The organism is Paraburkholderia sp. EG304, from assembly GCF_046543485.1.
Lineage (GTDB): Bacteria > Pseudomonadota > Gammaproteobacteria > Burkholderiales > Burkholderiaceae > Paraburkholderia > Paraburkholderia youngii.
Window position 1 is genome coordinate 355779 of record NZ_JBKGUA010000003.1, and the last position, 12660, is coordinate 368438.

Consider the following 12660-nt stretch of genomic DNA (forward strand, 5'->3'; position numbering starts at 1 on the left):
GCACCGGCGTGTGTCGAGCCACTGCTTCAGATGCTCAGTTTTTCCAGGCTGCGGCGGAAGTCGATGGGCGAGCGGCCCGTATGCTTGCGAAAACATCGGCTGAAGTAGGCCGGGTCGTCGAACGCAAGCTGTGTTGCGATCTCGGCCACATTGACCTCGGAATGCAGCAGCAGACGCTTCGCTTCCAGCATCACGCGTTCACGAATCAGCTTGGCTGCGGTGCTGCCGAGCGCCTGGCGCGTCGCATCGTTCAGCGCTCGTTCCGTGACGTTCAGCAGGCAGGCGTAGCGAGCGACGTCGTGGATCGTGGCGAAATGTTTTTCCAGCAGGCTCTTGAAGCGTCGCGACAACAGCACGCTCCGCGACGAATTGACCTCGGTGACGGCGTCGCCGCCGAGGCGCGCGGACTTGATGAGCAGAACCCGCAGATACGACCAGATCACGTCCTCGTAGCCAGCCTCTTCACCCTGATATTCCGCATTGATTCCATCCAGCACACGGCGAAGGTCCTGAGCCTGTGCGTCGCTCATATAAACCGTATTCGGAATTCGCTCGAAATCGTAGACGGGAATCTCGGTCTGCGAATGGCGGTTCTGCACCTTGAACGCGAAAAATTCGGACGAGAAACTGATCGCGTGCCCGATGGTGTCTTCGGACAACGCGAAATCGTGGATCTGGCCAGGGGCCATGAAAAACAGCGTATTGGGCCGCACCTCATAGCGAATCGAGTCGATGATGTGGTGACCGCTGCCCGACTCGACCCAGACGATGTGATAGAACTCGTGCCGATGAGGATACGGCAACGTCGATTTCATATCTTCGAGAGGCGCGAGATGAAAATCGATCGACTTGATTCTCGACCCATACTCGTAGTGCGCGATCTTGAAGACCGGCAACTCACAACCACAACTGCTAGGCATCTGACTTGTCTCCTGCATCCAGCGCACTTCTCAGGCTCGCCTAGCCAGTTGCCCCCCAGCCAAGTCAAGCCTGCTGTTTCTCCTTCGCCCGTTCGGCATCGAAAGTAGTCTAATTGTAATTCGCAAAGCGGCGTGACGGCTGTTGCCGAAAACCCGCACAGGTTCGGCCTCGCGTGCTGATTGTCAGCTCATTACGTCTGCTGATTGGAAACGCAATTCCTTCAGCGCCGACAGTCCGGTCAGCACCGGCTTGCCGTCCTGATTGCGAACCATCGTGTCCATCACGAGGATGCGCTTGGCGGGTTTCTTCTCGACCACGGTCACATGGATTTTGATCGTATCGTCGATGAAGACGGGTCCGAGAAAGCGCAACTCCTGCCCGACGTAGACGAAGCCGGGACCGGTCAAGCCGGTATGCGTCGTCGACACCAATGCCGCGGTCAGCAGGCCGTGCGCCACGCGCTGGCCGAATGGCGTGCGTGCCGCGAAGTGGGGATCCATATGCAACGGATTCAGGTCGCCCGACAGATGGCCGAAAGCGTTCACGTCACTTTCCGCGATGGTATGCACGAGGATCTGGCAGCGGCCAATCTCGATATCGTCGAAACGCAGCATCTCGTGGCAACGATTCGGATGAGTGTTCATGCGGTTCTCCGCTCGGTCAGCGCCGCGCCGGCTTCAACCAGCGTATTGATTTCGTGCGGCTCGTAGCCGAGTTCGGCGAGCACCTCACGTGTGTGCTCGCCTTGCCGCGGCGGCTGGCGGGTGAGCGGCGGTGCTGCGCCGTCGTATCGAACCGGATGCGCGAGCAAGCGAACCGGCCCGGCCTGCGGATGGTCGACCTCCATGATGATGCGGTTGTGCGCCACTTGCGGGTCGGCCTCGACCTGATCGTAATCGTTCACGGGCGCGTACCAGACGTCGTGCGCGTCGAAGGTCGTCATCCAGTCGGCCGTCGTGCGCGTGGTCAGCGCGTCGTACACGATGCGGTTCAATTCGTCGCGGCGGCGCACGTTGTCCTTGGGGTGCGAAAACCCGGCGAGCGTGGGCTGAGACAAGGCCGCCGCCAGCTTTTCAGTGGGCGTCAGCGAAACGGCGATCCAGCCGTCGAGCGTCCGGTAAATCCCGTAGGGCGCCGGATGGAACCGGCTGCCGGTCGGCGGGTTTGTGCGCGGCCAGAGCGGCCCCTTGTTCAGGTAGTAGGTGAACGGTTCGATCTGAAGATCGAGCGCCGCGTTGAGCAGATTGCTTTCGACCAGCGTGCCTTTGCCGGTACGTTCACGCGCCTGCAACGCCGCGACGACGCCGAAGGCTGCCAACGCCGCCGCGTGCTGGTCGACGATCGCGGAGCCGACTGGTGTGGGCGGGGAATCGGCGTCGCCGGAGAGCATCGTCATGCCGCTGATCGCCTGCAGCAGCAGATCCTGCCCTGGCCGCTTCAGATATGGCCCGGATGACCCGTAGCCGGTGCACGAACAGTACACGAGCCTCGGATTGATCTCGCGGACATCGTCGTAACCGAAGCCCATGCGCTGCAGGACGCCTGGGCGGTAGTTTTCGATCAGGACATCGGCTTCCTTGATCAGCCGCCAGACGATCTCTCTCGCGCGCTCGTCGCGCAGATCCAGCGAGATGCTGCGCTGATTGCGGTTGCCGAGCAGGAAAAACATGCTCACACCTTCGACATACGCATCGAAGCCGGTCCAGCTTCGCTCGAACGCGCCGCCCGGCGGTTCGATCTTGATCACGTCCGCGCCGACGTCGGCCAACATCTGCACGGCAGCGGGGCCCTGTAAGAAGTGAGTAAAACTTACTACCTTGATGCCTTCCAGCATGACTCGTCTCCTGAGCGCGTGTTCCTATCTGTTTGACTGATCGCTCAGGCAAGCAGGTTTCGCGAAATGATCATCCTTTGAATCTCCGAGGTCCCCTCGACGATCTCCAGAACCTTGGCGTCGCCGAATGCGCGCGACACCGGGTACTCGCTCATCACGCCGTAGCCGCCGTGTATCTGCAACGCCTGATGAGCCGCCTCCATCGCGCGCTCGGTGGCGAAGAGCTTGGCCATCGACGCCTGTTGATCGAAGCGAACGCCCGCATCTTTCAGCGCGGCGGCATCGTAGAGCATCAGCCGCGCGGCGTGCGCGTGGGCCGCCATGTCGGCGATCTTGAACTGCAGCGCCTGGAACTCGGCGATCGGCTTTCCGAACGCGCGCCGCTCCTTCATGTACGCGATCGACCGATCCAGCGACCCTTGCAGGATGCCCAGCGCGAGCGCGCCGATCAGGATTCGGCCCGTGCTGATCTGGGCGAGCGTCTGTCGCAAGCCCGCACCGCGTTCGCCGAGCAGGTTGGCGGCCGGAATCGCGCAGCGCTCGAAGAACAACTCGTAGGTGCTCGATGCGCGCCAGCCGATCTTGCGCAGTTTGCGTCCGTAGCTGAAACCGGGGGTGCCGTTGGGCACGATGAAGTTGGAAATTTCCTTGCGGCCGTCTGGGCGCGTGCCCGTTACCGCGGCGATGACGACCGGTCCGGTCACTTCCGTGCCGGAGTTGCTAATGAAGGTCTTTGATCCATCGATAATCCATCGGTCGCCTTCCAGCGTCGCACGCGTCGCGATGTTAGCCGCGTCGGAGCCCGCGTTGGGCTCCGATAATCCGATCGCGCCGACCTTGCGGCCGTCGAGAATAGGGCGCAAATAGCGGTCCTTCTGCTCATCGGTGCCATAGTTGGAGAGCAGGCTCGCGACCGTCGAATTGGCCATCAGCGAATTGGCGATTGCGCAATCCACCCGTGCGAGTTCTTCCAGCACGATCACATAGGAAAGCCATTCGCCACCGCCGCCACCCCAACTCTCCGGATAGGGCAGGCCGGCGAAGCCGAGCTCGCCGGCACGCTTCCAGATGTCGTAAGGAAAGGCTTCGGCTTCCCAGAGCTCTTCCGAGACAGGAGCGATTTCGTTTTCCGCAAAACGGCGCGCGGCGTCTCGTATCGCGGTGTGTTGTTCGTTTAACCAATGCGGCATGTTCGATTCCGTGAAAAGCGGGAGAGATTAAAGGCAGTGCGCTGGGTTACAGCACCTTCAGATAGGTATCGCCGGATGCGACCACCGTGCCATCCTGGCGCGTGACCTCTGCTCTGAACACGCATACGTTGCGATCGTCGTCCTTCTCGCGCAGCGTGAGCCGGGCAGTGACGGTGTCGCCGATAAATACCGGCGCGTTGAACGTGATGTCGTAGCGGTAGGAAACCGCACCAGGGCTCGGCGCCTTTTGCGCCATATAGCCCATCACAGTCGATAAGAAGCCGACCGACAGACATCCTTGCGCGATGCGCTTTTCGAAACGCGTGGTTTTGGCGAATTCCTCGTTCAAATGCACGGCATAGAAATCGCCGACGATCCCGGCGAAACCGTAGATATCGAATTCGGTGACGGTCTTGGCGAAATCGGCAGTGTCGCCGAGCGCGTAACAATCCATGTGCGGGCGTTTGGCCATGGTGGTTCTGACGGTGAGAGCGGGTTGAGAAGCCTGCCTGTTCCTCGTTGATTGGGGCCGGCAGGCATGACTCAAATCTAATCAGTGCGGGTTGCTGACCGTTAGGACGGTTTGGGGGAATGCTTGGACTTTTTTGACCGCACGCACGCGGTGATTTCAGTCTTCACCTGATCCGCAAGGCGCCCGCGGATAGCCCCCGCTCTGCCCTTCGCCAGTATCGCCAAGGGTCTTCCGCCGTGTGCGCCGGATCAATCGCCGGACAGTCCGGGAAACGCTTGCTATCGAAGACGCCGTAAAAAAGTACAAGAAATCGGGCGACCGGTCCTAACGCCCGTTGCGTGCACTCACGAATACTTGAAGCGCCTGCTGACGGATCGACCTGACGCGGAGCGAAGACTAAATTCCAGTACGGAAGGAGACGAAATGAAAGCATTCTTGAGCGCGCGTCGCGCAGGACGCGCCATCATGGTAGGTACGCTGCTCGCGGCAGGCGTCGTTGTCGCAGGCGTCGCCCGCGCCGACGACCCGATCGTCATGAAGCTGGGCCACACCCTCGCTCCGAACAACCACTATCAGCTGACTGCCCAGGTGTTCGCCAAGGAGGTCGCGCAGCGAACCCACGGCAAGGTCAAGATCGAGATCTTTCCGCAGTCACAGCTCGGCGGCGAAGTGCAGATGGCGCAAGCGCTGCGCACCGGCACGCAGGAGCTCATGATTTCCGCACAGGCGCCGATCGGAAACACGATCAGGCAATGGCAGATCTTCGATACGCCTTATCTCTTTAGCAGCATCGACGACGCCAACCGGGTTCTGCAAGGACCGGTCGGCCGCAAGTTCCTCGACATGATGCCGGCCGTCAACATGATCGGCCTGACGTGGCTGTCGGTGGGCGAACGCAATCTGTTCACGGCTAAGAAGTCCGTCGGCTCGCTCGGTGACATGAAGGATATGAAAGTGCGAGTGATGCAGAGCCCCGGCTATATCGCGGGCTATAAGGCACTGGGCGCAAACCCGACGCCGTTGCCTTATAACCAGTTATTTCTGGCGCTTTCGCAAGGTCTGGTGGACGGCGGCGATACGTCACCGGAGCAGTTCATCCAGGACAAGTTCTCGGATGTCGCGAAGCATTACTACCTGACCCACGTGAACTATTTGCCCGTGGTGCTGGCAATGAGCAAGAGCGCCTGGACGCGTCTTTCGCCTGACGAGCAGAAGGCGTTTCAGGCGGCTGCCGCCGTCGCCGCTGACTATGACATGAAAGAATACAAGCGCGAGTATGACGACGCGCTAACAACGATGAAGAAGAACGGCACCCAGGTGACCGGGATAAACACCGCGCCGTGGGCCGCAGCAACCGAAAAGGCGCGCGACGGCCTGCTCAGTGGCATTCCGGATGGCAAGGCGCTTTATCGGGAAATCGAAGCAGCCGACCAGTCCGCTGTCGCTTCGAAATGAACGGGGAGCGCCATGGAAAAGCTTGCGCGTAGTCTCCTGTTTATCGACGACCTGGTCCTGAGGATCACGCTGTTCCTATGCGGTGGACTGCTTCTCACGATGGTGTGCGTCGCTGGCCTCGGCGTGGTCTTTCGCTTCATCCTGCAGGACTCGCTGTCGTGGTCCGACGAACTCGCGGCTTATCTGTTCGTGTGGCTCACGTGCCTCGGTGCGGCGGCAGGAGCCAAGCTGCGGGTTCATCCGGAGGTGCGGGTACTGGCCGACCGTTGTCCGCCCATCTTCGCGCAGACACTGGCGGACCTTACCGACTGCGTAGTCCTCGCGCTCGGCGTGGTGTTCGTCATGTACGGTGGCGAGATGCTGGAGCTGATGGGCACGGAAACCGCGACCTCTTTGCCAGTTTCCATGGTCTACCCGTATCTCTCGATTCCCGTCTGCGGCGCGCTGCTGGTCTTTCATTCCGCGGTGCGAATCGCGGTTTCCCATCTCGCGCCCGGCGCGCAAACGAGGCCCTCTCTGTTGCAGGGCGTCTCCGAACATATCTGAGGTGAATCAACATGTGGGCACTCGCTCTAGGCGCCGGATTGCTCGGCTTCGGTGTACCGGTGGCCATTTGCATCGGCATTGCGGCGACGATTGCATTGACGCTGAATGGAACCCCGCTGCTGGTGATTCCGCAGCAGCTATTTGCGAACCTGAATAACGTCGGCCTGCTGGCCATCCCGTTCTTCATGTTGACTGGCGCCATCATGGATGCGGGTGGCGTCTCGCGCCGGATCATCGACTTTTCGCAGGCGCTTGTCGGGTTTATGCGTGGCGGCATCGGCCAGGTGACGATCGTTGCCAGCATGTTCTTCGCCGACCTCTCCGGTTCGGCGACTGCGGACACCGCAGCGATCGGCTCGGTCATGATTCCGGGGATGGTCAAGCAGGGCTATTCACGCGCGTTCGCAGTGGCGCTGCAGTCGGCGGCGGGCTCGCTCGGACTGCTGTCGCCCGTGTCGATGAGCATGCTGGTGTATGCGTACACCGCAAACGTGTCGGTCGGCACGATGTTCGTCGCGGGGATCGTGCCGATGCTGCTGGTGGTGATTTCCTTCATGCTCGTGAACTACGTCACTGCCGTGCGCCAGAACTATACGGCCGTCGAAGCGTTTTCCGCCGCACGGCTGTGGACCACGTTCAGACAGGCGATCCTGGCACTGCTGACTCCTGTGATCATTCTGGGCGGCATTCTCGGCGGCATCTTCACCCCGGTTGAGGCAGGCGTCATCGCGGCGGTCTATGTGACGCTGGTGAGCGCCTTCGTCTTCAAGTCGCTCAGGCTGTCGCACTTCAGGGAAATACTCACGCGCACTGCTATCAATACCACGCGGGTATCGTTTCTTCTCGGGCTCGCGTTCGTGCTCGGCCGCTATCTGATCGAGGCGCAAATCCCGCTGCACGTCGCCAACAGCTTTCTCGCCGTGACGACCAGCGCGTTCGTGTTGCTGATCCTGATCAATCTCTTCCTTCTGGCAGCCCATACGGTACTGGAAACGATCTCGAGTATCGCGGTGGTGATTCCCGTGTTCCTGCCGCTCGTCGCGCAGATGCATATCGACCCGGTGGTGTTCGGCGTCATCGTACTGATCAACTCGGCCATCGGCATCAACCTGCCACCGATCGGCTTTTGCCTCTTTACGGCTGCATCGATCGGCGGCGTGTCCGTCGAAAAAGCGACCCGGGCGATCCTGCCGTTCATCTTCGCGCTGACGGTCGACCTGCTGCTGATCATCGTCTTCCCGCATATCCCACGGTTCCTGCCGAACCTGCTGGCAATCAAATAACACGAGGAGAATGGGCCACCGGCCGCACGCGCCCGGCCCAATCTTTAGAACTTCGTATGCGGCGACTGTTCTCGCGCGCAAAACGATCGCAATACCGAGAGGCTCATCATGAACACGGCTCACATCGAACGAAGCGGCGCCGCCCCGGTCCCGCTGGCCGCAGGCGAGGACCTGCGGTACCTGAAGCTGGAACAACCCGCTGAGTTCGTCTGGTTGATCACGTTGAATCATCACGACAAGCGCAATGCGCTGTCTGTGCCGCTGCTGGAGGAACTGGCGCGCGTGCTCGCGGCGGCCGAAGCTAGCGACGACGTCAGGGCTGTCGTGCTCACCGGCGGCGAGCGTTTCTTCAGCGCGGGAGCGGATATCGCCGACATGGCGGCACGCGGGGTCGCAGCGTATGCGGACCCGGTGCGCCTCGCGAGCTGGAAGACGATCGAGACGTTTCCGAAGCCGCTGATCGCCGCGGTCAACGGCTTTGCCATCGGTGGTGGTCACGAACTGGTGATGCTGGCCGATATCGTCGTCGCGGCGGATGACGCGACCTTCTCGCAGCGAGAAATCGTGATCGGCGCGCTCCCGGGCGACGGCGCCACTCAGCGCCTGCCGCGGGTGCTCGGCAAGACACTGGCGATGAAACTCGTGCTGACCGGCGAACCGCTGACGGCTGCCGAGGCCGAGCGCCACGGACTGGTGACCGAGGTCGTCGCGCCGGCACGCAGCATCGCGCGCGCTGTCGAGATCGCGTCGCTGATCGCCGCCCGCGCACCGCTCGCGGTCCGACTGGCCAAGCGCGCGGTGCTCGATTCGTTCGAGACCGATCTTCAACGAGGCCTGGAGCTGGAGCATCAGGCGAATCTCGACGTGTTCAAGACGGAGGATCGCGCCGAAGGCCACCGCGCATTCGTCGAAAAGCGGCCGCCGCATTTCAAGGGTCGCTGATCACTGGTGCGTCGCACATGCGCCTTTCGACGGCGGTGGGCAACGCTTGCCTTTGGTTTTGACGGGCATCGAATGTTCAGGGTGAACGCGGAGTTCGGCAGGGCCTTGGGCCGCCTCGGCAGATAGCCGGACTCACGACCTAACGGAGATTGCATGAACGGGCTGAACGGTATCCGCATTCTCAGCTTCAATCATTTTCTGATGGGGCCTTTGGGCGTGCAGCACCTCGCCGATTGCGGGGCCGAAGTCATATCGGTCGAACCTGTCGACGGCGCATTTCAGCGCAAATGGGGCGGCGCTAACCGCGCCATCGATGGACAGACGATGCTGCTTCTGATGGGTAATCGCAATAAGCGCAGTCTGGCGCTCAATCTCAAGGACGCGCGGGCAATCGATATCGTCATGAGCTTGCTGCCACAAGTCGACGTCGTCGCCGAAAACTACCGTCCCGGTGTGATGGAACAGCTGGGATTGGGTTACGACGCACTCAGGGCAGTCAAGCCGGACATCATCTACGCGTCCGGCTCGGGGTTCGGTCCTGACGGACCCTATGCCAGCCGGCCGGGGCAGGACCTGATCATTCAGGCCGTGTCGGGTATCGCGACAGTCACCGGAACCCGGCAGGACGGTCCGCGCGCGGTGGGCGTGTCTGTCGTCGATCATCACGGCGCTGCGCTGTATGCGAACGGTATCCTGACGGCACTGCTCAACCGTGAGCGTACGGGCGAGGGCTGCCGGGTCGACGTTAGCTTGCTGGCGGCGGCGCTCGATCTGCAACAGGAGTCTCTCACATGCTTCCTGAACGGCGAAGGCCATGACGACGTGCGACAGGCTGGGCGTGTATCAGGTTGGTACTTCCCCGCGCCGTATGGCATATACGCAACTGCGGACGGTTTCATCGCATTGTCGCTGAGTCCTCTTGACATCATCTATCAGATCCTCGAGATCCCGGCAAAGGAACGGATTCCCGCGGAGCGCGCATTCGACGAGCAGCACGAAATCTCCGACCGGCTTGCGCGCCGGCTTGCGCAGCACACGACGGCGCACTGGTTGCCACTCTTCGAGCGGCAGCATGTCTGGCACACGCGCGTCAACGATTATCAGCAAGTGGTCGCCGATCCGCAGGTGCGCCACTTGAAGAGCTTCGAGACAGTCGAAGGTGCAACCGGCAGCCCCGTGACGCTCGTCAATCATCCGGTGCGCTACAACGGCAGCGCGCCGGCTATCCGCACGCCGCCGCCACGATTGGGCGCGCACACGATCGACATCCTGTCAGGGTTGGGAATGAGCCGGCCGACCATCGACTCGTTGCTGGCGGACGGCGTAATCGGCGTTGCCGAGGACGCCGCGGCCGTTGCCGCGGATGCGGCAAAAGACGGCGTTGCGTGAAGCAGGGGTGCGCCGTCCACGCGGCCAGCGTGCCGCACGTGTCGATGAAAACAGGAGAAGCGGGCATGAGTGACAAGTACAGGGAAGTCATGACGGACGTGCTGGTCGTTGGCAGCGGCGGCGCTGCGCTGCGGGCTGCGCTCGAAGCAGATTCCAGCGGCGCTGACGTGCTGGTCGTGATCAAAGGTCAGTTTGGCAAAAGCGGCGCGACGTTTCATAGCGTAGCTGAAGTAGGCGCCTTCAATGTGCCGGACGGAGCCGGGGATCCCAGCGATAGTCCCGATGTTTTTCTCGCCGATATCCTGCATGCCGCTCAAGGCATGGCCGACCCGCGCTTGAGCGCGATTCTCGCGAACGAAGCGCAGGATTCCCTGCGGTACCTCGAACGGTACGGCGTAAAGTTCGAGCGCGAGGACGACCATTACCTGGTTTTTCGCGCATGCTTTTCTTCCAGGGCGCGCTCACATGTGATTCATGAGCACTTCAAGCCCATCGTGAAATCGCTGGGGACCGAAGCGTCCCGGCGAGGCATCAAGGTCATGGACCGGTTGATGCTCGTCGACCTACTATCGCAGGACGGCGAATGTCTCGGCGCATATGCGATCGATTCTGATGGCAACCCTGTGCTGATCCATGCCAAGTCGACGATTCTTACCACCGGCGGCGCAAGTCAGCTGTTCGCCCAAAACCTGTATCCATCGGACATTACCGGCGACGGCTATGCAATGGCTTATCGCGCGGGCGCGAGACTGGTCAACATGGAGTTCATGCAGGCCGGTGTGAGTGTGCTGACGCCTTTCGTCAACCTGTTCGGCAACTACCTGTGGGACGCGCAGCCGAATCTCACCGACCGCGATGGCAGGGCGTTCGTCCCTGACTATCTGCCGGCGGGACTCGCTCAGGTCGATGTCATTCGGCAAAAAGAGCGGCACTTCCCATTCAGCTCAAGCGACATCTCGCGCTACGTCGAAATTTCGATTCAGAAGGCACTCAACGATGGCCGCGGCACGGTTGAAGGCGGCGTGTTTCTCGACTTCGTCGGATGCGATCTCGAAGCGATACTGGCCGACAAGAGCCGCAGCATCGCAAGGATGTGGCCGCTGACCTGCCAATGGTATAAGGAGCACGGCGCCGACCTTCATCGCGACCGCGTGCAGATCACCTGTTCCGCACATGCGATCAACGGCGGTTTGTACATCGACGAAAACGCTCAGTCCAATCTGAAGGGTTTGTTCGCTGCGGGTGAGGTGGCAGCGGGTCCGCATGGCGCCGACCGTCTCGGCGGCAATATGGCCTTGACTTGCCAGGTCTTCGGCCGCCGCGCGGGCCTCGCCGCGGCCGAACGAGCGAGAATGACAACGCACCGCGCGACCGCGGCAGCCCTCGACGACAGTCGCACGGTCGCCACGCAATTCTGCCGAAGTGGCGGACACACGGTGGAAGAACTGAGAGCACGGATTCAGCAGAGTGCAAACCGGTATTTGCTGATCGTGCGCGAGGAAGCCGGGCTTCAGACCTTCCGGCGGATCTGCAGAGAGACGCGCGACCAGTTGTTTCAGGACACGATGATCCGCACGCCGGCCGAACTCATCCGGAGCATCGAGTTGGCGAACTTGATTCAGGTCGGTGAATTGATGGCCTGCGCATCGCTTGCCCGACGTGAGAGTCGCGGCGGTCACTACCGCGAAGACTTTCCTGAGCGCAATCCGGACTTCGCCAGCAACATCTTTCTCGAGCGGAATGTACCGGAAGGTCTGTGGTTCGGGCGGCTGGCGGATTTGCCGTCGTAAGTCACAGGTTCCCTCGGCACACGAATCAGGCCGGTCATACAAGCGAAGCTCAAACCCGTTTCCAGCGCGTTCTTCGCCTTGCCGAGGTGTCCGCCCTGTTCATCCGCGCCGTTAGCGGAACCGACGGTCGCCGAGAAACGTCGGTGAAATCCGAAACCCAGAACTGGTTCTCGGTAGATTGCTGCGCACGCTTTTGCTGTGCGACTACTTCAGCAACATTCAATTCCGGCGTGAAATGCATACGCTGCTCAATCGCAGTGAATCGGTCCATCAGTTGCAGCGCGCAATCTATACCGGCAAGATCGCGCAGGAGCGCGGGCGGCGCCGCGACGAAATGATCGCGATTTCTGGCTCCTTGACGCTGCTGACCAGGCTGGTCATTGCGTGGAATACACAGCGCATCCAGGCAACCCTTGATCGTTGGCAAAGCAAGGGCCAAGGGGTGGGCGACGACTGGTTACGGCGGATGGGTCCAGCGCATTTTGCGCATGTGAATTTCCGCGGAACGCTGAGCTTTCCGATCGATCTCTATCGAGAGATGCTTCTCGATGCGGCGCCATGGCGGCGCATGGCTGGATCGTGAACGCGTTCTGCATGCTCACAGACCGCAGGACTGCAGCGCGTGGTGCGGTTTTGTTGACCGCCCACAATCATGCGCTCGCCGGCCAGGCGCGGGGGCGGATGAAAGCGCCAGATTTATCACGAAAAGTACTACAAGGGCTTCCCCGTTGGACGCAAGTACAACGTTGACTTTTGGTGCTTTCTGCTGCGCTGCCTGGCTGGTGCAAGTGAGAAGGTGAAGGACTGCGGTACTACAACCGGTCATGTTGGGCTCATT

General features: G+C 61.1%; 11 protein-coding genes and 1 pseudogene. 7 read left to right on the forward strand and 5 right to left on the reverse strand.

Annotated elements, in window-relative coordinates; all coding sequences use genetic code 11:
* Nucleotides 1-26: 26 nt before the first annotated feature.
* From ACLFKU_RS05980 to ACLFKU_RS06000, 5 genes are all read right to left on the reverse strand, one after another.
* Nucleotides 27-920 (reverse strand): helix-turn-helix domain-containing protein, encoded by an 894-nt coding sequence (locus tag ACLFKU_RS05980; protein ID WP_410848489.1) that lies wholly within the window; start codon nt 918-920, stop codon nt 27-29.
* A gap of 183 nt (nt 921-1103) precedes the next feature.
* Nucleotides 1104-1565, reverse strand: coding sequence for a MaoC family dehydratase (locus ACLFKU_RS05985; RefSeq protein WP_368581600.1), 462 nt, complete (start codon nt 1563-1565; stop codon nt 1104-1106).
* On the reverse strand, nt 1562-2755 hold the full coding sequence (locus tag ACLFKU_RS05990) for a CaiB/BaiF CoA transferase family protein (protein WP_410848490.1): 1194 nt from the start codon (nt 2753-2755) through the stop codon (nt 1562-1564). Before ACLFKU_RS05990 ends, ACLFKU_RS05985 begins: the two co-directional genes overlap by 4 nt.
* 44 nt (nt 2756-2799) lie before the next feature.
* The gene (locus ACLFKU_RS05995; protein WP_410848491.1) at nt 2800-3945 is read right to left on the reverse strand and encodes an acyl-CoA dehydrogenase family protein; all 1146 of its coding nucleotides are present in this window, start codon (nt 3943-3945) and stop codon (nt 2800-2802) included.
* A 46-nt stretch (nt 3946-3991) separates the two neighbouring features.
* Nucleotides 3992-4417, reverse strand: coding sequence for a MaoC family dehydratase (locus ACLFKU_RS06000; RefSeq protein ID WP_013093447.1), 426 nt, complete (start codon nt 4415-4417; stop codon nt 3992-3994).
* A 354-nt stretch (nt 4418-4771) separates the two neighbouring features.
* Here ACLFKU_RS06000 and ACLFKU_RS06005 point away from each other — a divergent pair, with 354 nt between their 5' ends.
* From ACLFKU_RS06005 to ACLFKU_RS06035, 7 genes and pseudogenes are all read left to right on the forward strand, one after another.
* Nucleotides 4772-5872 carry a TRAP transporter substrate-binding protein gene (locus tag ACLFKU_RS06005; protein WP_410848492.1) on the forward strand — a complete coding sequence of 367 codons (1101 nt, stop codon included), beginning with the start codon at nt 4772-4774 and terminating at the stop codon, nt 5870-5872.
* Between the two features lie 12 nt (nt 5873-5884).
* A complete protein-coding gene (locus ACLFKU_RS06010) occupies nt 5885-6418 on the forward strand; it encodes a TRAP transporter small permease (protein ID WP_410848493.1) in 534 nt (177 codons plus the stop codon).
* 11 nt (nt 6419-6429) lie between these two features.
* Entirely contained in the window at nt 6430-7701 is a 1272-nt protein-coding gene (locus ACLFKU_RS06015; RefSeq protein ID WP_410848494.1) for a TRAP transporter large permease, read from the forward strand.
* A gap of 108 nt (nt 7702-7809) precedes the next feature.
* Nucleotides 7810-8643, forward strand: a complete 834-nt coding sequence (locus tag ACLFKU_RS06020) for an enoyl-CoA hydratase-related protein (RefSeq protein ID WP_013093451.1) — start codon at nt 7810-7812, stop codon at nt 8641-8643.
* A 153-nt stretch (nt 8644-8796) separates the two neighbouring features.
* Complete coding sequence (locus ACLFKU_RS06025; RefSeq protein WP_410848495.1) at nt 8797-10032, forward strand: CaiB/BaiF CoA transferase family protein; 1236 nt, start codon at nt 8797-8799, stop codon at nt 10030-10032.
* 89 nt (nt 10033-10121) lie between these two features.
* Nucleotides 10122-11822 carry an FAD-binding protein gene (locus ACLFKU_RS06030; RefSeq protein ID WP_410848508.1) on the forward strand — a complete coding sequence of 567 codons (1701 nt, stop codon included), beginning with the start codon at nt 10122-10124 and terminating at the stop codon, nt 11820-11822.
* A 169-nt stretch (nt 11823-11991) separates the two neighbouring features.
* A pseudogene (locus ACLFKU_RS06035) lies at nt 11992-12405 on the forward strand (Tn3 family transposase); the annotation flags it as partial.
* Nucleotides 12406-12660: the final 255 nt, after the last annotated feature.

Coding starts and splice junctions, on each gene's coding strand:
- ACLFKU_RS05980 (WP_410848489.1), bottom strand. CDS start 920: ATGCCTAGCAGTTGTGGTTGTGAGTTGCCGGTCTTCAAGATCGCGCAC.
- ACLFKU_RS05985 (WP_368581600.1), bottom strand. CDS start 1,565: ATGAACACTCATCCGAATCGTTGCCACGAGATGCTGCGTTTCGACGAT.
- ACLFKU_RS05990 (WP_410848490.1), bottom strand. CDS start 2,755: ATGCTGGAAGGCATCAAGGTAGTAAGTTTTACTCACTTCTTACAGGGC.
- ACLFKU_RS05995 (WP_410848491.1), bottom strand. CDS start 3,945: ATGCCGCATTGGTTAAACGAACAACACACCGCGATACGAGACGCCGCG.
- ACLFKU_RS06000 (WP_013093447.1), bottom strand. CDS start 4,417: ATGGCCAAACGCCCGCACATGGATTGTTACGCGCTCGGCGACACTGCC.
- ACLFKU_RS06010 (WP_410848493.1), top strand. CDS start 5,885: ATGGAAAAGCTTGCGCGTAGTCTCCTGTTTATCGACGACCTGGTCCTG.
- ACLFKU_RS06015 (WP_410848494.1), top strand. CDS start 6,430: ATGTGGGCACTCGCTCTAGGCGCCGGATTGCTCGGCTTCGGTGTACCG.
- ACLFKU_RS06020 (WP_013093451.1), top strand. CDS start 7,810: ATGAACACGGCTCACATCGAACGAAGCGGCGCCGCCCCGGTCCCGCTG.
- ACLFKU_RS06025 (WP_410848495.1), top strand. CDS start 8,797: ATGAACGGGCTGAACGGTATCCGCATTCTCAGCTTCAATCATTTTCTG.
- ACLFKU_RS06030 (WP_410848508.1), top strand. CDS start 10,122: ATGACGGACGTGCTGGTCGTTGGCAGCGGCGGCGCTGCGCTGCGGGCT.